A 20977-nucleotide genomic window follows, 5' to 3' on the forward strand; every position below is an offset into this window, starting at 1 on the left:
GCGCTCAGCGTGGGCTGGTCGTGGCCCAGCACCAGGGCATGAGCATCATCGATGCGGGCCTTGGGCCAGCGGTTGACGAGGCGGGTCAGCAGGTCGGTGAGGTAGCGCTGGGGGTCGAAGGCGTTGAGCTTGCAGGTCTCGATCGGCGAGGCGATGGCGGCCCAGTTCTCTCCGCCTTCGTCGGAGCCTGCGAACAGCGCGTTCTTGCGGCTGAGTGCGATGGGGCGGATGGCGCGCTCGACCGGATTGGTGTCGAAGTCTACGCGGCCGTCCTCGAGGAACCGCAGCAGGCCTTCTCGCTGGTTCAAGGCATAGCGGATGGCGTCAGCCGTGGGACTGCGGCCAGGCAGGCGCGCCAGCTGCTGCGCGAACCAGGCGAACAGGTCATGCACGAGGGCGGCGCTCCGGCTGGCGCGCGCCGTCAGGCGCTGCGGCGGTGGCTGGCCGCGGATCTCCGCTTCGATGGCGTAGAGGGCAGCGATGCGTTGCAGAGCTTCGCTGGCGATCGGCGCCGCGCCGCCTTTGGCTAGGTCAAAGAACCCGCGGCGGACATACGCCAGCAGAATGCCAGCGTCACATCCCCGCCGGTGGCCAGTGCCTTATAGGCGGCGTAGCCGTCGCACTGGACAATGCCGCGGTAATCCGCCAGCAGCGCCCTGGCATGCTCCTGCCCGCGGCCGGGCGCGTAGCGGAACACCACGGCGGGCGGATCCGTGCCGCCCCAGGGTCGGTCGTCGCGCGCCAGCGCCCAGGCATACCCCTTCTTCACCTTGCCGCGTCCGGGGTCGAGCACCGGCAGGGTCCTCTCATCGGCGAACAGCCGGGCCGAGGCGAGCAGGATCTCGCGCAGGCGGCGCACTACCGGCCGGATCTCCTGGGCGGCGGTCCCCAGCCAGTCGGCCAGCACCTCTCGACCAGCGTCAGCCCCTGCCGTGCCAGCATCTGCGCTTGGCGGTACAGCGACAGGTGGTCGGCATAGCGGGCCACCAGCACCTGGGCGACGGTCGCCTCGGTCGGCAGCCCGCCGGGTACCAGCCGCTCTGGAGCGGGCGCCTGCAGCACCACGCCGGGACAGGCGCGGCAGGCCAGCTTGGGCCGCCTGGTCACCAGCACCCAGAACCGGGCTGGCAGCACATCAAGCCGTTCGGCGCTGGCTGCGCCGATCTCCACCAGCAGGCCATCGCAGCAGGGACAGGTCGCATTGCTGGGACTAATTGTTGCCAGGCGCCAACTCCCGGACCATCACGCGGATGCCCCCAATCCGCAGCTCCTCCGCTCGACGCGAGCCGCCCGACCGTGGTGGCCGTTGGAACAATTCGAAAGGGACGATGTCCACCAATAGATTCTGGCCGTTCCCTGCGGCAGCGATCGCATCAGTGGCGTCGAAGATCTGCGCTTCGGACCCAGAGTGCCCCGCATGCGCGCCGTGTGACGCCACCCCTGCGATGCCGAAAAGTGCAACTGGACCAAGATAGGCTGGCAAGTCGCGATTGGGGACTGTGCCGGGTGGTAGGTTAACGTAGACGTCGTAGCCGACAGACGGCACGGCGGGATGCTCGATACCAAGAAGTTCCACGAAGATGCGGCGGGACCCGACGCCGCCTTGTGTGCTGCGCAGAATGGCGCCGAGCGACTGAGGGCCACCCGGTGGAAGCTCAGTGATGGCGACGCTGCGGCGGGCTGGCGCATCCGGCCCGACCACAAAGGCTTCCCGTGCTGCCCCGGCCTCCTCGCGGACTCTGAGTGACTGGGTGCCTGCGCTTTCCGCCGGCGGTGATCCGTCTGCAACGCGTGGCCCGACGCGCGTTGCGTCCAGCGGCTCACGCTCGGACAGCGGCACGTTGCCAGAGACATCTGTGTCGTAGCGGGTGCCAAGATTGCTGCGGCGGAGATAGTAGGCGCGCTGGTGCTCCTGCACCGACCCATCTTGATCGTGAAAGGCCCAGGCCGGATCGGATAGCCATTCTGACGGCGGCACCTGGCCCCATACACGGCCGGCCTCGGCCTCCCACGCTGTCCAGAGCCGGTCGATGTTGGCGTGATGCACCCAAAAGATGGGGTCAAATGCTGCCGTCTGAACATTCGACATCAGGCCGCCCGTGCCCTCGCCCGGTAGCGTTCCCGGGATCCAACCACCAATGGCAAAGTGGATCAAATCGTGCGGACTCCGCTCAATCTGTCCACGTGTGCGGGAATTATCGTCGCTCACTCCGCCTGCGAAGCCCTCCACCTCAGAACGCCCAAAGAAGGCGACCTGACCGAAGGCGGATCTGGCCGACACCGCTCCGTCCGAGAGGGTATAGAGGCCTGCCATGAACGCCTGTTCGCGCCGTTCGTCGTAAAGCGGATTAGTCGGCTGGCCAGTTTGCGGGCTCGGTTCTGGATCGGCGAAAATTTGGGGGAAGCCGCGCTGCTGCACCTCGCCGTAGTTCCAATAAGGCAGGCTGAGGGTAGGGTCGCCAGCGGCGGCACGAAGGATGCGCTCGAAATAGTGAAGGTAAGCACGATGCCAGGGGAGGAAGTCGGCCGAGGACTGACCGAAATGTGGGCATTGATTCCAAAAGCGTGTGCGGTCTAGTTGCGACACGCCGGGATCGCTGCTCGCCGCTTCGGCGATTGCATCATCGGAGACTGCGTGAACGGCACCTTGGAAGAACCAGCTGGTCGGATCGGAGGGACGCCGCTGCTTCATCACGGCGACGCCGCGCTTCAGCGCTGCGACGCGGGGGGTGTCCTGCACGAAGACCTCGAGGCGCAGGCGCGGTAGCGTCTGTTGCGCGGCCGCACGCCGGCCGAACATCGCGCTTCCCTCGGCTGCGAGGCCAAGGCCGGTGCTGATCAGGTCGCGTCGGGAAAGTGCCATCAATTGTCTCCCTTTAACGAGGTCACCGGCGGAGCCCAGACGGTGATACAGCGGGGCCCCGATAGCAGCAGATTCAGTGGCAATTTAGTCCTGCGTGCGGATGATGCCGCCGGCCGAAGCTGAAGCCTCCTCGGTCTCGCGTAGCCGGCGCCGGGCATCGAGGAGAGCAATGCGCGCTTCTAAGAGCTGGGTCTCGGCCGTGATCTGCGACAACTCGGACGGGCGGTCACGCCTCTCCCGCAGCGCCGCAACCACATCTTCGCCAGCAGTTACCACCGAACCGAATAGCGCGGTCGCGCCCTCCCCGCGCGCGTTGCCGCCGAAAGACGTCTCCGCAAAGCTCCCGTCGGGAGCGAAGGCATAGCTCCATTCCAACGTCTCGAAGACCCCGGCCGTCATTCGGAAGCGCCGCGGCGTGCCGAACTGACCGAAGGCCATGCGCGCTGCGACGATCTGCGCAGGTGGTTTGTCCAGTGGCGCATTGGTCGCGACGACCAGTACCGAGCGTGGTTCGCGGTAGTGGGCATCGGCTGGCAACGGCACCACCGCCAGGGCCGGTGCACTCGCCTCCAACCTAAGAGCCAGGACAACCCGCAGCTCGTCAAGGATTCGGCGCATCTCCGGCGAGCTGTCGGGATCGGGAATGCCGGCCACCCAACGCGCCCTGATAAGCTGCTCGGACTTCGGCACGACGTTTGCGAACTCGCCGCCGCGGCCGGACGCAAGCTCGGCCGGATCTGCGCTGATCGGCACCGTGATGGTCAGCTGCTCCCGGATGCGGGCAAGCTGGGCAGACGTCTCCTGTGCTTGTCTTGGCGTGAGGTCGGAGATTAGCAAACGGTGGCGCAGCGCATTGCGCCGCGCGAGTATCGTGGTTGCTTCGCCACAACGCGCAACCTGGCGCTCGCGGGCGTCACGCTGCGTGCGCGGTGCAACGTAGCCCGTGAGGCCGATCGACGCGATTTTTGCCACACCCGTGACAACGTTCCCCGCTATTGTCGCAGTCTGGTCGGAGGACCGGGCCCCGATAGAACGGAGGGTTCCGTTCGGGTGGCGCACGACTTGAAGGCGATTGGAGGTCCTCCATTCACGCAAATCATCGTCCGATACCTCTTGCCGCGTTCCGAAATCGGTAACCGGCAGCGGCAACAACGCGCCAGTCACCTCCACCTCCAGCCTCGGGGCGCTGCCGGACGTAGAAGTGCAGGAGATGCGCTCGTAAGCTATCTCTCCGCCCACAAGTGTCCTCGGGAGGTACCAAACCTGCGCGGAGCTTGGCGTCGGCGTCGCTGAAGGAGCATCCGACAGCGAAGTGCAGCCAACCAAGCACAAAGCGCCAAGGGCGCTGAGCACGGGGAGGCGCACAAGGTTCGCAGGACTCGACGGTGCCCTGGTCTGCATGCCGGACCTCCAATTTGGCAGGATGCTCATGCGGCCGTCGGGCTGAATCGGCGAAGTGGCTCGTCGGATAAGCCGTGCCGCTCGTAAAGCCCGGCGAGGCGCTGTCGCGTGCCGCCGCCGGCATCGAGGCCCAGATAGCGCGCTGCATTGCGCCAGCGCAGGTCCTCCTCCAGGTCGTCGGGCCAGAGCCGGGCGAGCGCAGTGGTCACCGCACCCGGATACCGGTCGGATCCCTCCTCCTGCCCGATCATCGACCAGTCGGAGCCGTACATGACCTTCCGGGCCAGACCTGAGCCGGGCCGCCTCCTAAGCTCGGCCAGGAAGCCAACCGCCTCCTGCGCCGTTGCGGGGTCCTGCTGGAGCACCGTGTTAAAATAGGCTACATCGGCATGGACGTTCGGATAGCTCTCCATCAGTACGGCGGCAGACCTTGCCCAGTCCCGCCCAGGTGCCGCGCCGAGATCCCAGATCCCGCCGAAATGGCCCAGGTTGACGCGCAGCCCTCGCCGCCCGGGCGCGTCCAGGGCGCGCTTCCAAAAATCGGGATGTGCCAGCATCTCGTAGGATCGGCGGCTCCCGTTCGATTGTCCGCAATGTGCCATGATCGGCACCTCGTCGCGCGCCGCCCAGTCGAAGAGCGAGTCCAGCACAGCGTCAAGCGCCGGCCCGGGCCGTCCTCCTGTCAGGCGTCGCAAGGCCCTTGGGAATTCGCCGGCTGCACGATCCGTATTGCCGGCGGCGGAGAAGCCCATCGGGGGATAAAGCTTCACGCCGATGCCGGCACCCTTGCCGACCGCTTCCTTCAGCTCGGCCAGCGTGTCCCGCCCCTGCGCATGCTCAGCGATGCAGCGCCACGGATCGAAGGCCAGGAAGGCATGCACGGGAAGACCTGCTGTCCCGCGCTGCACCGCGATGGCCTCCATGACCCGCACCTGGCCAGGCTGGCCGTTGTCCGGCGCGGAGAGCCAAGCGTCGTAGTCGACTAGCGCAGGAGTAAGCATCACCTCCTGCCCATCGTAAAGCGCGGCAAGTCGGCTCGTGAGGCTGTTCCGGTCCTCCGTAAACATCAGTCCCCATCGGAAGTAGCGTGCCAGCAATCCACTTGCAGATCGGGACCGCGGGTCGATCAGCGCTTGGAAGCGCTGCAGCTCGGCGTTCGTCGGAGGCGCGGGCAAACGTGCGCGCCGCCCGGGTGAAGGTGAGCGAATGCCAACCTCCCGAAAGGCTGAGTCGAAGAGCTGAAGCGCCTCCATGCCCTCAGGCGCCACGTTTGCCTCCGCACGGGAGCGCACGGTGAACGCGCGCGATTCCGGACGAGGTGCTGCGAGATCCCGTAGCCGCCGGAGCCCGACGCCGGCGTCCGCGTCCGGAACGGCCGCGCGCAGTGATGCGGCAGTCGGCGGTGCGGCGCGGAACAGCGGAGCGGCACCGGCGTTGAGGCGCGTCAGTTCCTCGACGGTGGAGCTCGCCTGATAGCGCAACCCGCCGGCCACAATCGCCAGCAGCGGCGCCGCCAGCCCCGCGCCGCCGCGCAGCCGCGTTCGTTTGATGAATTCGTAGAGTGGCACATCAGCGGCATTAAAGACGTGGCAATGCACATCCAACCACCGCTTGCGCTCCGGCGGTGGTTCGGGGGTGGCGACGCGGCGATTCTCCACGCCCTCACAGGCTGCAAGGGCTGGAGCGAAAAGGGCGGTCCGGAGGAAGGACCTGCGCAGCAGGCATAGGCACATCGGATCGGCCTTCCTCGTCTTGACCTGCGACGGATGCAGGTGGAGATCTGACTTAGTTCAACCGCTGCGCCTCCGCGATCCAATCGAGATAATTGGATACCCTCGTGTAGACGCCGAAGAGGTCGCGCCGTCCGCAACCAATACCCCAACTCACCACACCCACCTGCGTCCAGCGCTCGTCCGCTGCCGGCAGACCGAGGAAGCCACCGCTGTCGCCCTGACAGCTGTCCGAACCGCCCTGTGGCAAGCCAGCACAAAGCATATTAGGCGTGACTATCCGTCTTAAGGGCCGGTAGTTGCGCTGGCAGATGCCCGAGTCTTGGACCTTCACATCGACGCTCATTAGTCGGGGCGTGGTTCCTCCGCCTTCCTGCATCGCACCCCAGCCGATGACCGTGACCACGGTGTCGTTCGCCACCGTGGCCTGCCCGGCCGGCGGCAACAACACAGAGCGCAGCTGACTGGGCGCGGCTTCGGTCAGCCGCATCAGAGCAATGTCGTTGTCGTTTGTCTCAGGCTGGTAGCCTTGATGCGAAACGATGCGCGCCACCGAGCGCCGCACGCCGGCCGCGCCCCCGCCCGTGCCCTGACCTTCGGGAAGGACGGTGGAGCCGATATAGACATCGACCTCGTTGGGTTGCGTGCGCGGCACACAATGGGCCGCGGTGAGAACCCAGTTCGGGGCGATGAGGGAACCGCCGCAGAACTGCCCTTGGTGCTCGCGCCCCTCCTGCGTGTCGGAACGAATCAAGGCGACCTGGAACGGGAAGCGCCCAGGCGCCGCCGGCCGACCATTGAGGATCTTGTTGGTCGTCGCCGCCGCCCCAGGCGGCGCGCCAGGAGCGACCTCGTCAACAGGTCGCGGCCATTCCTGCGTGGCGGCAGTGCCAGGCAGGAAGAGAAGGGAGAGGGCGAGCAGGGTGAGGGAGTACTTGGCCGTCATCGCGTTCTCCTGTCCGAAATTCGCTCCCAATTGCATCGAAGCTCTTCTTTCAAATCACACTTCCACTTTAGTGACAGAAATGCAACGATCTTTTGGCGCCGCGCAGCGGATTGGGCTCTGCCGCGCGGCTGGAGGGATCCGCCATGCGAAGGACGAGGATGGCGAGCAGCAACCCTGGCCGGTACGCGCCGCTTGCCAAGGCCTGCCTCGTGGTACTCACTGCGGCCGTGCTGAGCGGGACGGACGTTCCAGCGCGCGCGCAATCCGGAGTGCAACCGCCGCCCGACGGGGCCGCGAACGCCGCGCCACTACTGCGGCAGCGGGCTGGGCAGGCCGCATCTGCCGTGGTGGAGGCCATGCAGCGCGGCCCGTTGCTCGGCCGCTTCATCGAGCGCGCCGCTGGCTCTTATGTCTTCGTACCGGAAGACCGCTCGCTGTCGCTGCTGACGGTCACCAACCCGGACCGGGTATCCAGCCTCGCGGTCGGTCCCCAGTTGCTGGCGCGAGGGCGGGCGGATGTCGCCGCGCGTACCCTGGTGGTCGAGGACTATGCGCTCGCCGCTTCGGCACCAGCCCCCGCCACGGCTTCGGCCAGGGCTGCCGCCGTCGGTGCCGAAGCCGTGGCGCACGCCGCTGCAGACGCGATCCTGGGCCGGCTGAATGCCGCGGCGCAGCCGGGAGGAAGCATGAATGTCACCAGCCGCACGCTCAGCAACGACACCGATCTTGGTCGGCTGACCCTCCGCGACATGCGTAGCTTGGCGGCCGCCCACACGGAGGCAGTCCGCTCAGGCGACCGCACGGCTGAGGGGCGCATCGCGCTGCGCTGGGCGGAGGTGCGGCGCAGCGTGGTCGAAAGCCTGCCGGACGGCACGGAGTACAAGGCGATGTTCGGCTTCCTGGATAATTACCCGCCCTGGCGCTACGACTGGATTTATCGGGACTCGGCCGCGGTCGTCGCCATCGGCAAGCCCGATGCGGACACGGCTCTGTGCAGCGGAGTCCTCATTGCCCGCGACCTCGTGCTCACCGCTGGGCACTGCTTCTCCGGGCCGCCAGCACATGCGCCTGGCCAGCTTGAGGTGTGGTTCCAGCACATGCGGCAACCGGATGGCTCCTCGCCTCCGCGCGTCCGCCGTGCCATTGCTCAGGAGCCGGTCGCGCCGGCGCCGGAGCGTTGGGCCGACCTGCTCGCCGGCCGGTTCGGAGCCTCCCTTTTCGACTACGCCATCGTCCGCATTCTCGCGCCTGAAGGCGAACCGCTGCTGCCGGAGGGAGTGAGGCCGCATTGCCTCCGGATGAGGCCGCCCGACCGCGCCGATCCGCTCTATGTCGTCGGCTATCCGCGCGGCGGCCCAGTGACCGTGCATGACAACGCCAGGGTCCATCTGCCGAGCCGGGTGATGGACGGTGACGAATTCAGTCTACTCCGCATGGACGTGGCGGCCGACTTCCCCGATGCGGCGGAGCGGGCGGAGGTCCTGAGGGAGTTCGAGGAGAGCTACCTGCTCGAGGCACAACCCTTGGAGCTCTCCCGCTTCCGCGAGTTCTCCGATGTCCGGGATGGGGGGCAGCCGCGGATGGGGATTGTCGCGGACACTTTCCGAGGGAACTCCGGAGGCCCCGTCTATGATCGCGAGCGCGGCCAGTGCGTCGTCGGCATCCTCAACAGGGGCATGCCGGATACGGGCGTCCGGCTTTCCGCGACCTGGAAGGTCCATGAGCGCGTGCTGCCGGTCCATGCCATCCTGCGCGACCTGCGCAACAGCCCGCATACGGCGACGCTGGTCGCGACCGGGCGCAACTGCCGCGCCGAGGACCTCCGCCGCATTCCGATCGCCGAGGCGATGCGGGAGCGCTTCGCCGACGGCCGGCTCTGCATCGTCGATTAGGAGGTGGTGGTGGCTGCCGCACGCATGCTCGTACTTGCGCTGCTCTTCGGGCTGTGCACGCCGCCCCGGCCCGCCGGGGCGCAGACCGCACCGCCGCCCACGATGGCCTTCGTCGTCGGGATCGAACACTACAAGGATACGGTCCTGGACGGGCTGATCTTTGCAGCCGGTGACGCCCGACGCGTGCATGGGCAGCTTCAGCTCCTGACGGAGCTCCATCCTGCCAGCACGCTCCTGCTCGCCGAGGACGGCACCAGGAGCTTGGTGACCGCGCAGAATCTGCGCGACAACCTCGAGGTCTTCGTCAGTCGGATCGAGAACGGTGCGCATGTGGTGATCTACCTCGGTGGCCACGGCACGCTCTCCTCCAGCGGCCGGCTTTGGTACCTGCCGAGCGACTACATCCCGGCGACGAAGCAGCGCGCCGTTCCCTTCGCGGAGATTGCCGAACGCGTGCAGGAGGAGGTGGAGGGGCGGCAGCTGATCGGTGTCAGGCTGACCTTCCTGGTGAACATGTGCGGCGCCGGGAATGCCGAAGGCTCCATGTCCGTCGACCGGGATGACCCTGCGCTGATTGAGCGCGTGCAGCGGCTGTCGCAGGAGCTTCGCCCGGGCCGCTTCGAGCGGGCGATCCTGCCGGCGGCGCCGCGCAACCAGAACACATTCGAGGACCGCGCTCTCGGTAGCAGCCGCTTCGCCCATCATCTCCTGAACGGGTTGCGCGGCGCAGCGGCGGGGCCGGATGGCGTGATCAGCGCCGCGCGCCTCCTCGACCACATCGAAGCCGGCATTGGGGAAGCGCTACCACGGAGCCCGGATTTCGCCGGCAACATCGTGGTCGGGGTGACGAGGCGCGCCGAGGGTGAGGCCGACTACTTGGTCGGCCTTGGATTGCTCGCCGCGACGCAGGCCCTCGAGGGGACGGGCGGGGCCACGGAACTTGAGCAGCCCGGTGGTTCGCCCACGGTCCCCCGGGCCGAGCTGTCGGCGCAGAGGGCATTGTTGCGAGATCTCGCCCGTGAGCACCTGACGCAGGTAGACCCCCGCCACCCTGGCTTGCGGCCGCGTGCGTCGTTGCGGCGCGCCCAAGCAGGGCTGGAGCCTGGCGGCGAGCAGGTCCAGCGCGCCTTAAGGGATGCCGCTCGAAGCGATTTGCTGGCCGCGGACGAGCGGCGGCAAGCTGCGGAGCTCGCGGAGCAGAATGCTCTAAATTATCCGACTCTCACTAGTTTGCATCGACAACTAAGGCAGACCCCTTACTTCCGTTCTCTTATAGTAAATTCTGTCAATATTCAAAATAATCATGCTGAACGTGATGCAGCCTCCTGGCAGGAAGTACTTATGGGACTGGGCGGGGCAACCCCTCACCTCGTGGTGTCCAATATTTCTAGTCCGAACTCGCGCGTGGACATGGCAGCGATTTTGGCGACAATAAGACAGTGGAGATTGGAGGACAGCCCTACGGACCCTAGGCGCGAACGCCCTTTGGTAGTTGTTTCTACCGGGGTTGCGTACGTTGACCAGCGTTCGCAGGACGGCACCCTTAGGCCAAATAATTCTTGCTATACAGGGGGTATAGCACCCGACTGCCGTGTCTGGCCCATGAATGCGGAAGTCGCCACCGCATTCGCCGAGGCATGGCAAGGCCCGCTCGCCCTAATTTCCGATGTGCCATTTGGTGGATACTTGCTAACTGAAAAACCGAGATCCGCATGGCCTATGCCGATTTTCGTTGCTGCATCAGAACACAATGGTATGACCTTTGGCGGGGGGATGGGGAACTCCTGTGACACCTCTGTTGCGATGGCTAGGGTGTTCAGACTTGAATTGGATGACGAGGAGGCGCTGGCTCAGGTGTCCGCATGTCATCGCCAAGTCCGCGGCATTCGACCGTTCGTGGCCGGAACTCCGCGCTGGGTACCGGATTGGCGCGGGACGGAGCTCGGCGAAAGGGCTGTAGCCGACCTCGCCCCATTGGCACATTTCGCGTTCTCGGCCGCACGAGGCTGCGCAACCCGGTCCTTCGCTGAATGCGACATGCAAGGCCAAGCCGACGCCCTGCTCGACATGAGGCGTGCGGCCGAGTTGGATCTCGGACGCCGCAATCCATTCGACGCAGCCGCCGTCTACGAGCAAGCGGCGCGCACACTCCGGGTAGCGGCGACGCCCGTTCAGGAAGCCAGTCGAGAGGGTCTGGGGGCGAGCGCAGCCGCCGCTGCCGTCAACAGCATCGCCGAGGCTCTTAACGCACGCGCAGGGGGCGTCGCTGACAAGGAGGGCCGGCGTGTCGTCATCCTGTCCGTAGCGGCGGAGGACTACGTCTCGCCGCTCGTCGCGGATGTCCCGCACGCGCTCTCCGACGTCACTGCCTATGCCGAGCGCCTGCGTGACAGACTGGCTGTCGGGAACACGCAGGTGGAGGTCAGGCCCGCGGTCCAGCCGCGCCTGGCATCGGATTTCATGACGCAGCTGGCCGAGGCGCGCGCCAGCCTTGCAGGACGGTCCGAAGATCTGCTTGTTCTCGTCTTCAGTGGCCGTGGCATCGAACTGGACGGCCGGCGTTATCTAGCCACGTCAGGGTTACAGGTAGGGGCTCGCTCAGTGATGGCGCAGGGCCAATCGGCGCGCGCCCACGCGCCGGCAGTCGGCCTCCGCTGGGACGCCGCCGGCCTAGTGGATCTGTGGGACATTGCCCGCGTGGTCGGGCCGGCTGCGTTCGTAGGCATCTACGATGCGCAATTCACAACGCCGCTCCTCGATCCCGAGCGGGGCAACCAGATCCTCGACAAGCACGTCGATTCAGTGCGACCCAGGCCATTGCCAGTCTCCTCGGCCGGGCCGGCCACCGTATCCGAGAACGTGCGCCCAGTCGCTCTTGCGCGCGGCACCGTGCCGGATCGGCAGGTCCATATCTGGCTTGAAGGGCGCCTTACGCAGTCGGCCGACGAGCCGCCGCACGCCTGCCTTGACGACAGCGGGTCACCGGTCGCCTCGCCGCTCGCCGGCGCGCTGCTCCGTCAGCCTTTCGGCTTGCCGGGGCAGAGCTCTTACAGGGATTGGCTCACAACGGTCGCGCGCGATGCATGCCTGAGCAGATCCGGTCCGGATGCCACGCTTGTATTCCAGGGCGACCTCGATGTGCCGCCCTTTACCAGCGGTCGCGGCGCTCAGTTCGTCGGCTACTTTCAGACCGGGCTGGCGCAGCGCGACCTGAATCTGCGCGCTGCCGCGGGGCTGGCCGGGGAAGCCGCCGAGCGATTCCGGCCACCACGCTTCCGGCTCTCCCGAGCTGCGCTTTACGTGGCGCTAGCCCAGTTGCACGATCGTACGGCATCTGCTGTCACGAGGCCCGCCGAACGCGACGGATGGCTCGTTCTCGCTCAGGCGACGCTCGATTCCATCCGGTACGAGGAACTTCTAGCCAGCGATGCGGCGCCCATGTGGGCTATCCGCATGGAACTGATGGCACGCGTGCACAGCTTGCGAGGCGATACCGAACTCGCGTTGCGTACGCTGCGTGGTGCAGAGCCCGTTGCCGTGCTCGCCGAACGTCGTTTAGCTGCACGTCTGGTAACTCTAACCGAAGAGGTCATGCGCCGGCAGCCTGAAGCGCTTCTGGACGAGACGCGTTCACGGATCAATGAGCTGCCTGGCAGAGAGACCCGGCTAGCCGACGTAGCATCCGAGCTCGAGCGCGTCGCTCAGGCCGCACGGTCCGGGCGGGGCGAGGCATACCGGATCGGACCCCGGTCAACCGGCCAGAGTAGTTCGGAACCGGATGGCGCAGCGCTTCGCTGAAATCGACCGTATCGTCCCCATGCACTCAGTGACCGTTTGAGAATGGCTTGGCGCGACGCGACGGAGGTGATTCAAGCTCGGGATGTGGACCCGAGAGACCCGAGACCGGATGGCCGAGCTTGGCCGAAAGGCGAAGCGCTACCCATCTGACTTGACGGATGAGGAATGGGCGCGAATCGAGCCGATGCTGCCGAAGCCGTCACGGCGGGGCAGAAAGCCGGAAGTCGATCTGCGCGTAAGCGTCCACCGACGGCTACGGCGACACTGGTCTGACGGCGATTAGCCGTCGGCGAGTTTCAGGTTCCAGGGTGCGAGTTCACCGATCCGGTTGAGAATGCCCACATGCAGAAACGGGCGTCGCGTAAGGCGGCACGCGGCGGGCGCGCCCTCCTGACGGGTCTCGTCCGCTGCGGGCGCTGCGGACGCATGATGCGGGTGTTCTACGGCTCAGGCTCGGGCCATGCCCACCGCTACCAGTGCCGGGGCGACGATGCGCATGTTGGGGCGGGCCTGTGCATTGGCATCGGCGGCGTGCGTGTGGACCAGGCCGTGACGGCGCTGATGCTCGAGGCCGTCTCGGGCCATGCCGTCGAGGCAGTGATCCTCGCTGCCGAGAAGGTGGTGGCGGAGGACGATGCGCTGACCGTGGCCCTCGGGCGCGACCTCGAGGCGGCACGCTACGACGCGTCGCTCGCCGCGCGACGGTACGACCTTGTCGATCCTGCCAGGCGGCATGTCGCGCGCGAGCTGGAGGCTCGCTGGAACACCGCCCTGGAGCGGGTCGCTGCCCTGGAACGACGGATCGCCGCCGCCCAGACCTCGGCGCTGGCACGGCCGGAGGTTGACCGCGACGCGTTGTTGCGCCTGGCGGGGGACCTTCCCACCGCCTGGAATGCGCCAACGGCCGACAATCGCGCGCGTCAGCGCCTGATCCACATCCTGGTGCGCGAGGTGGTGATCGACCTCGACGACGCGACGCATGAGGCCGTGGTGATCGTCCACTGGGCCGGTGGGCAGCACACCGAGGCCCGCGTCCCGCGGGTGCGGTGCAAGCCGCGGCGCGCCGAGCCCGCCCGCTCCCCGGCCGAGGTGGTACGCCGCCTCGCCCAGGAGTGGCCGGACCGGGAGATCGCCGTGACGCTGAACCGGATGCGGTGCAGGACGTCCGTCGGCGAGAACTGGACCTCGGTCACCGTACGGGAGGTACGGGAGCGTCTAGGTGTTCCGCCGTTCCAGGCGCCGGAGGGGGCTCCGACCAGCATTGGGATGCAGGAGGTGGCGCGGCGGTTCGGGATCTGCATCCCCTCCGTGCTGCGGCTCATCCGCGAGGGGATCCTGCCTGCCGAGCAGGCCATGGCCTACGCACCCTGGAAGATCCCTCTCGAGGCGCTCGTCGCCGAGCCGGTTCTGGCAGGACTACGGCGCGTGAAGGAGCGGCGGCCGAAGAACCTGCAGGGATATCACCGAGATGAGACCATGCAGCTGCCGGGTCTCTTACAAGGAGGGTGCAGAATGTCACGCGACCGCCACGGCGGCCGCGAAAGGCGAACACATGGCCGCTGAACGGATCCCGCCCCAGCACCTCCTGCACCAGCCACGCGAGCCCGTTGAACCCACGCCGCATGTCGGTCGGGCCCGCCGTCAGCCAGACCCGCACCCCGGCAGGCGGTGTGATCATGCCTCCAGAGCCAGAGCCAGAGCCAGGCGGGCTAGGACGGCTGGATCCGTGGCCGGGCTCACCCGCAGCACTCGCCCGTTGCGCAGCACGATCTCGATTGGCGGGGCGCCACCATCGGCAGCCTTGCCGGAAGGTTCGGCCGCCTCGGCGACTTCGGGGGTCATCAGCCGCACCGGCAGCAGCCCTGGCACCGCACCACCCGGCCCGCGCGCCTCAGCCCGCGCATCACGCCGCCAGCGGTGCAGCAGGCTGGAGCAGACACCATGGCGACGCGACACGGCCTGCACTGACGCACCCGGGCGCAGCGTCTCCGCCACCAGCCGGACCTTTTCCTCCGGCGTGTAGCTCCGACGACCCTCGCCGCGCGTCACGATCTCGATCCGCTCCGCCTTGAGGCTAGCTCTAGTTGTCGCTGCTATGGAGGTTGTCCCTCCGGGGCTGAGTTGGTTGGCTGTGGTTGCGAGGCCGACACCCGGCCATTGCGCGTGCGCTGGGCCTGCCGGTCTCTACCGTCGGGCTGGCCCTGCGCCGCCTCGCTTTGGGACGGCTGCGGGCGCTCGACCCCAAGCCCGAGGTCATCCGCTATGAGCGCGACCAGCCCGGCGAGCTGATCCACATCGATATCAAGAAGCTTGGCCGCATCGAAGGCATCGGCCATCGCATCACCGGCGATCGCACGGGCCAGAGCAGCAAGCGCGGCATCGGCTGGGAGTACCTGCATGTCGCCATCGACGACGCCTCGCGGCTGGCCTTCACCGCCATGATGCCCGACGAGAAAAAGGAGAGCGCGGTCGCCTTCCTTGACGCCGCCATCGCCTGGTTCAAGGCCCACGGCGTCATCGTCCAGCGCGTCATGACCGACAACGGCTCCGCCTACCGCAGCAGATCCTTCGCTGCCGCCATCGCCGCCCATGGCCTCAAGCACAAGCGCACCCGGCCCTACACCCCGCAGACCAACGGCAAGGCCGAGCGCTTCATCCAGACCAGCATCCGCGAATGGGCCTACGCCTCGCCTTTCCCCTCCTCAGCCGATCGCCGCCGCGCCATGCATCCCTGGCTGCACACCTACAACACCCTCAGGCCTCACTCGGCCCTCAACGGACTGCCGCCCATCCGCCGCATCACCAGGGACAATGTCCTTGGAAACGACATCTAGTGAGGTGCCACGTCAAGAGATCGATCCTCTCAGGCAAGGTGGGTTGTGGATCACCTCTTGCTCGACGCCGGCATGAACCTGCGCTGGTGTTCACGCCGCGCCCGGCCCCCCCTCGACGCGCCATTGGGCTGCACGACCCGGATGGCGCCTCTCCTCGTCCTGCTCGCCGCCGCCGGGCTCGCCCTGCCCGCGGGGCCGAGCCGCCGGCGCTAGAAGCCGGCTAGACCGACGGCGCCGTAACTCTGCCGGAGGTGCGTGCCACCGGCGCGGCGCCAAACGCACGAGGCCACTTGCTGTCCGAGACTGGCACCGCATTGCGGCTTGCAGCGCCCACGCAGCAGGCGCCGGTCTCGGTCCAGGCCCGCGCCGGACAAGCTAGTGGCTCCACGTTCCCTTTGACCCGCCGCCGAGGTTCAGCGGGGAACTCAGGTCAAGCCACTGTTTCCAACGCTGTACCCCACGTTCCCCAAGTTCCCCCAATAAGCGAAGGAGGATGTGCCTTCACGGTATGCTCCATCAGGTAAAACGGATGATGCGCGGCGCTTCGCAACGCCTATGTGGAAGCCCAGCCTTATGCCGTGCTAAACTAAGAGCATTGGCCGCGCAGGAAGTGCGGTCCCTGGTCTCGATAGATGGCGAAGGGGCTGACCATGGCGCAGGCACGAAAGGCATGCAGGACGAGGCAACGGCAGCGAGCGCTTCAACTTGCTGCTCGGCCACAGCTTGGGCGCCCGCCTGTGAAGCCAACGCCTGATGATACGAAGGCAGTTGCCCGCCTGTGCGAGCTTCTCATCGGCGGAATGAGTATGGGTCAAGCCTGCGCCCAGGCGGATTGCCCAAGCAAGACGGCGGTCTATGCGCGCATGGCGGCCGATAATGACTTCCGGACGACTATCGCGCGCGCGAGGGAAGCGCAGCAGCATGCCATGATCGACGACACGATCGATCTTGCCGACAGCGCTACCCCGGAGAATTGGCAGGTTGTGAGGCTGCGCATCTGGGCCCGGCAATGGCGGGCGGCGAAGCTGGCGCCGAAGGTCTACGGCACGGTGGCGGAGCCGGCGAACGCAGCCGAAGCCAGTCCGCTGGCGCTGCTGCTGCAGCAGATGCAAGGCAAGGCGCTGCAGCCGGTCGCGGACGGCGACACCTGATCTGGCCCTTACCTCTTCAGCTTCGCTAACAGGCGGCCGTCACTTTCATCGATATGGTTTCTTCGCCGCTTTAACGCCGGCCAGATTGCTCGGCGCGCTATCGCGCCGAGCGCCCTCGGTAAGTGGGGCGTCGCTCCAACGCTTGCTGGCACGGGAGCGAAAAATTGGGCCATGCGAAGGGGGCACAGCGTCGTCCGCGCCCTGCTGCTGCGCATCGACCCGGCCCTCGGCCGCGGCAGCATCAACGTGCTCTCCCCAGGCTTCCAGCGCCTCACGCCGCTCGGGCATGAAGTCGTTGCGCTGATACACGGCCGCGACGCCGCTGATGGTTCCGCTGGCGTGGTTGAGCAGCCTGTCGGCGACATGCGGGGCGAAGCCGGCGCCAGCGAGCCAGGTCACACCCGCTCTGCGGAAATCATGCTGTACCCAGCCCGGCATTGCTTCGGCCTGACGTCCAGCCGCCGCGGCGGCCTCTGCCCGGGCAGCGGCAATGGCCGCGTCGAGCGTGCGTTTCACCCAGCTATGTCCGCTGATCGGGCGCAGGCCTAGGGTTGTCACACTGCCGAACACCAGCTGATCGGCGGAGGGACGGGCAGGCACCGGCCCCAATGGGTCCGCGCCAAGCATGTCACGCAGCACACCGCGCGCCGGTGAACTGAGCGGGACGACATGCCCACGGCCGTTCTTCGTTCGACTGCCCGGCTGGGTCCAGGTGGACAGGTCGGGCGACACTTCACCCCATCGCATGCCGCAGACCTCGTCGCGTCGGGCGAGGGTCAACAGAAGAAAGCGCGTCGCGGGCCCATAGGGCGCGGTCATCGTGCCGGCGGCGCGCCAAATTTCGCCGACTTCCTGACTGGTAAGGACGCGCTCGCGGCTCCCTGTTCTCTCCGGCATCGGCAGCCCGGTAAAGGGGTTGAGCAGCAGGCGGCGCCGTTTCACCGCCCAACCATAACAGGCTGATCCATAGCGCAGGACGAGCCCTCCGGTCGTCGCCTTGCCAGCTTTGGCCAACCGGTCGATCACAGCGAGTACCGCCACATGATCCAACGCCTTCGCCGGCGCATCGAGATGCACCTTAAAGGCGTGGCGCAGGGCGCGGGTGGCTTCCGCGCGGTAGCTTGCCCGGCGCGTCGACAGATGGAGCGTCTCCCAGTCCTGGATCAGCAGGTCAAGCGTGAAGGCTGCCTCGGTCGCAGTCAGGGCGGCCTCCGCCTTGCGCTTGGCGTGATCTGCAGCACGCGCGGCCCGTTCGGCCGCAGGATCTCCGCCGGTGGCGACCTTGCCGAGGACGATCCGGGCAGCGGTACGGGCCTGCTCCACGGTCAGAGCGCCCCAGAGACCAAGCTTCTCGCGCTGCCGCTCGCCCGTCGCCCGATTGGTCCAGCAGGCATAGAAGGTTTTGGCCCCTGTTGTCGCCCTGAGCCGCAAGCCGGGGACCTCTACGTCCGAGAGCCAAGCCTCCCGCTTCTCAGCGAGAATGGCAAAGGCAGCGACGGCCTTCTCTGTGAGTTTCGGCACCAGCATCAGTCCCCGATCTGCGGACCCGCTGCGGACCCCAAAGGCGGGTCCGCAATGGCGATTCTTAGCGGCTTGAGGCGATTTGGTAAGAGGGCCTGTCAAAGATATTGTAGATATATGGCGACTTCTGGCGATCCGGGGTCCGCAATGGCGAAATAGGTCACCTTATTCCTAATCTGGGGGCCGTGGGTTCGAATCCCGCCGGGGACATTTTCCGGTCTTCATTGCGGGCCTGGCGGTGGGTCGCGGCCCGGCCAAGGCATGCGCTGCCGCCATCTGCCGCACGGGCGGGGGTGGTGGGCAGATGCCGCGCGCTCGTCTAGGGTCGCGCCAGACGGCGCGGCCCCGGGCTATCCCCGGGCGCCGGCCATGAGAAGGATGTCCAGTGGTGGATCTGATCGGGTTCATTCCCTGCCGGGCCGGCAGCGAGCGGGTGAAGAACAAGAACACGCGCCCCTTCGCGGGCTTCGACGGCGGGCTGCTCGAGCTCAAGCTGCGCCAGCTGCAGCGCGTGCCGGAGCTGTCGCGCATCGTCGTCTCCACCAACGACGCGGCCGTCCTCGACTATGCCGAGCGCTTCCGCCAGGACCATGACCCGCGCGTGCAGCCGCTGCCGCGGCCGGACAAGTATGGCGTCAGCAGCACCTCGATGGGCGAGTTCATCCGCGACTACATCGCCTATCTCGAGCAGGACGGGGTGATGGTCTGGACGCATGTGACGCATCCGCTGATCACCTCGGCCAGCTACCGGGAGGTCATCGCGGCCTATCATGCCGCCGCGGCCCAGGGCCACGACTCGCTGATCACCGCCACCAAGCTGCAGAAGTTCCTGTGGAAGGACGGCAAGCCCTTCAACTACGACAACAGTGTCGAGAAGTGGCCGCGCAGCCAGGATATCGAGCCGGTCTACGAGATCAATCACGGCGTCTACATGATGCCCTTCTCGGTGATGCGCGATACCGGCGACCGGATTGGTCGCAAGCCTTACTTCCACGCCATGCCCGAGCATGACGCCATGGACATCGACTGGCAGGACCAGTTCGACCTGCTCGACGAGATTGCCCGCGCCCGCGTCCAGCGCGGCCAGTCGTTGCTGTGACACGCTGACCGGGAGGGGCCTGCGGCCCCTCGCCCCGCCAAGGCCGCGCTCCCGCATCACCGGGGCCGCGGCCTTTTTCATGCCTGCCGGCAGCCTGAAACCAATCCCGGACAGGGGTGTTCAGGAAGAACCTGCCGGCATCCGGTCAGTCCTTTATGTTTCGATATTGGTTCAAAAATTGAAATCCTGAATACATGTGAATTCATGCCGGGATAACCCTGGCAAGAACTCGCCTGATTATCGACTGTAATTCTCCATTCGTCCCCGACGATTCTGTGATTGTTCTGGCCCTTTCCCATTCAAGGGTGGACATCCACCGGGCGAATGCCTAGACCAGGGCCCTTAGCCGGCGGCGTCTCTGGACTGTGTCATTTTCAGGGCACAATCCACAGACGCTGTCATCTGCCAACTCTATGGAGGTGATGCCGCTCCCGAAGGCGGGCGGCAGGCCCGAGGACGCCATGCAAACCACGACCCCGCCGGGCGGCGACGCCCGGCCGAACCTGTCTGCCGCGCCGCCGTCGATCGACGAGGCCGGCCCGCAGGTGAAGATCGCTGTCCGCCACGTCTTCAAGGTTTTCGGCGACCGGCCCGACACGGCCATCGCCCTCGCCCGCGAGGGGCGCAGCAAGGAAGACATCCTTGCCCAGACCGGCTGCACCATCGGCGTGCACGATGCCAGCTTCGACATCCATGCCGGCGAGATCTTCGTCATCATGGGGCTGTCGGGCTCCGGCAAGTCGACCCTGCTGCGGCTGATCAACCGGCTGATCGAGCCTTCCGCCGGCGCCATCGAGATCGACGGCCAGGATGTGACCAAGCTGTCCGCCCAGGACCTGATCGCGCTGCGCCGCCGCAACATGGCGATGGTCTTCCAGTCCTTCGCGTTGCTGCCGAACCGGACCGTGCTGGACAATGCCGCTTTCGGCCTCGAGGTCGCCGGCGTGAAGGAGGCCGAGCGCCACCAGCGCGCCATGGCGGCGCTGAAGGGCGTGGGCCTCGCCCCTTACGCGCAGTCGCGCCCCGAGGAGCTGTCGGGCGGCATGAAGCAGCGCGTGGGCCTCGCGCGCGCGCTGGCCAGCGAGCCCAGCGTGCTGCTGATGGACGAGGCCTTCTCCGCCCTCGACCCGCTGATCCGCGCCGAGATGCAGGATGAGCTGCTGCGGCTGCAGTCCGAGCAGAGCCGCACCATCGTCTTCGTCAGCCACGACCTGGACGAGGCCATGCGCATCGGCGACCGCATCGCCATCATGCAGCACGGCCATGTGGTGCAGGTCGGCACGCCGGACGAGATCGTGAACCGGCCGGCCAACGACTATGTCCGCTCCTTCTTCCGCAATGTCGATGTCAGCCAGGTCTTCCGCGCCCGCGACATCGCCCGCGAGACCCAGGTGACGCTGATCGAGCGCCGCGGCATGGCCGCCCATGCGGCGCTGGAGCGGCTGCGCCGGCATGACCGCGACACCGCCATCGTCGTCGGCCGCGACAAGCGCTACCACGGCATGGTCAGCGCCGAATCCCTGGCCATGGCGGCCCGCAGCGGCGCGGCCGATCCTTACACCCACGCCTTCCTCGCCGATGTCGCGCCGCTGCATGCGGACGACCTGCTGTCCGAGGTGATGGGCCGCGTGGCGCAGAGCCCGCATCCGCTGCCGGTGGTCGATGGCGCGCAGCGCTATCTGGGCTCGATCAGCAAGTCGACGCTGCTGATGAGCCTCGACCGGTCCACCGACTGAACGCCC

12 protein-coding genes and 4 pseudogenes are annotated in these 20977 nt (G+C 66.9%); 8 read left to right on the top strand and 8 right to left on the bottom strand.

Annotated features, from left to right (window positions below):
* Positions 1 to 4 precede the first annotated feature (4 nt).
* The 5 genes and pseudogenes from tnpC to GVN67_RS03720 form a co-directional block, all read right to left on the bottom strand.
* A pseudogene (tnpC, locus tag GVN67_RS03700) lies at positions 5 to 1218 on the bottom strand (IS66 family transposase); the annotation flags it as partial.
* Entirely contained in the window at positions 1211 to 2863 is a 1653-nt protein-coding gene (locus tag GVN67_RS03705) for a tyrosinase family protein (RefSeq protein WP_159992922.1), read from the bottom strand. The gene GVN67_RS03705 and the pseudogene tnpC, both read right to left, overlap by 8 nt.
* An 84-nt stretch (positions 2864 to 2947) precedes the next feature.
* Positions 2948 to 4027 (bottom strand): hypothetical protein, encoded by a 1080-nt coding sequence (locus tag GVN67_RS03710; protein WP_159992923.1) that lies wholly within the window; start codon positions 4025 to 4027, stop codon positions 2948 to 2950.
* A gap of 263 nt (positions 4028 to 4290) precedes the next feature.
* A complete protein-coding gene (locus GVN67_RS03715) occupies positions 4291 to 5922 on the bottom strand; it encodes a hypothetical protein (protein WP_159992924.1) in 1632 nt (543 codons plus the stop codon).
* Between the two features lie 127 nt (positions 5923 to 6049).
* Positions 6050 to 6940: a serine protease gene (locus GVN67_RS03720; protein WP_159992925.1), complete on the bottom strand. Its 891-nt coding sequence runs from the start codon at positions 6938 to 6940 to the stop codon at positions 6050 to 6052.
* Positions 6941 to 7098: 158 nt separating this feature from the next.
* Between GVN67_RS03720 and GVN67_RS03725 the strand changes: the two genes are divergently transcribed.
* From GVN67_RS03725 to GVN67_RS03735, 4 genes and pseudogenes are all read left to right on the top strand, one after another.
* Positions 7099 to 8832, top strand: coding sequence for a serine protease (locus GVN67_RS03725; RefSeq protein WP_159992926.1), 1734 nt, complete (start codon positions 7099 to 7101; stop codon positions 8830 to 8832).
* A gap of 9 nt (positions 8833 to 8841) precedes the next feature.
* On the top strand, positions 8842 to 12630 hold the full coding sequence (locus GVN67_RS03730) for a caspase family protein (protein WP_159992927.1): 3789 nt from the start codon (positions 8842 to 8844) through the stop codon (positions 12628 to 12630).
* A gap of 82 nt (positions 12631 to 12712) precedes the next feature.
* Positions 12713 to 12865, top strand: a pseudogene (locus GVN67_RS29905) (IS5/IS1182 family transposase); the annotation flags it as partial.
* A gap of 107 nt (positions 12866 to 12972) precedes the next feature.
* Positions 12973 to 14193, top strand: a complete 1221-nt coding sequence (locus GVN67_RS03735; protein WP_159992928.1) for a zinc ribbon domain-containing protein — start codon at positions 12973 to 12975, stop codon at positions 14191 to 14193.
* Positions 14194 to 14206: 13 nt separating this feature from the next.
* On the opposite strand, the pseudogene tnpB reads toward GVN67_RS03735, so the two are convergent.
* Together tnpB and tnpA are read right to left on the bottom strand one after the other, a co-directional pair.
* Positions 14207 to 14308, bottom strand: a pseudogene (gene tnpB / locus GVN67_RS30515) (IS66 family insertion sequence element accessory protein TnpB); the annotation flags it as partial.
* Positions 14305 to 14679 carry an IS66-like element accessory protein TnpA gene (gene tnpA, locus GVN67_RS03745; RefSeq protein ID WP_159992929.1) on the bottom strand — a complete coding sequence of 125 codons (375 nt, stop codon included), beginning with the start codon at positions 14677 to 14679 and terminating at the stop codon, positions 14305 to 14307. The pseudogene tnpB and the gene tnpA, both read right to left, overlap by 4 nt.
* A 92-nt stretch (positions 14680 to 14771) precedes the next feature.
* Between tnpA and GVN67_RS03750 the strand changes: the two are divergent.
* Positions 14772 to 15464 (top strand): annotated as a pseudogene (locus GVN67_RS03750) (IS481 family transposase); the annotation flags it as partial.
* 650 nt (positions 15465 to 16114) lie between these two features.
* Positions 16115 to 16615, top strand: coding sequence for a hypothetical protein (locus GVN67_RS30520; RefSeq protein WP_368667222.1), 501 nt, complete (start codon positions 16115 to 16117; stop codon positions 16613 to 16615).
* 45 nt (positions 16616 to 16660) lie between these two features.
* Here GVN67_RS30520 and GVN67_RS03760 read toward each other — a convergent pair whose 3' ends face one another.
* Positions 16661 to 18142 (bottom strand): site-specific integrase, encoded by a 1482-nt coding sequence (locus GVN67_RS03760; RefSeq protein ID WP_159992932.1) that lies wholly within the window; start codon positions 18140 to 18142, stop codon positions 16661 to 16663.
* Positions 18143 to 18524: 382 nt separating this feature from the next.
* Here GVN67_RS03760 and GVN67_RS03765 point away from each other — a divergent pair, with 382 nt between their 5' ends.
* Positions 18525 to 19235, top strand: coding sequence for a cytidylyltransferase domain-containing protein (locus tag GVN67_RS03765; protein ID WP_159992933.1), 711 nt, complete (start codon positions 18525 to 18527; stop codon positions 19233 to 19235).
* 461 nt (positions 19236 to 19696) lie between these two features.
* Entirely contained in the window at positions 19697 to 20971 is a 1275-nt protein-coding gene (gene proV / locus GVN67_RS03770; protein WP_235034936.1) for a glycine betaine/L-proline ABC transporter ATP-binding protein ProV, read from the top strand.
* The last annotated feature ends 6 nt before the right edge of the window (positions 20972 to 20977 follow it).

Source organism: Roseomonas sp. 18066 (assembly GCF_902706185.1).
In the GTDB taxonomy this organism is placed as follows: Bacteria; Pseudomonadota; Alphaproteobacteria; order Acetobacterales; family Acetobacteraceae; genus Pseudoroseomonas.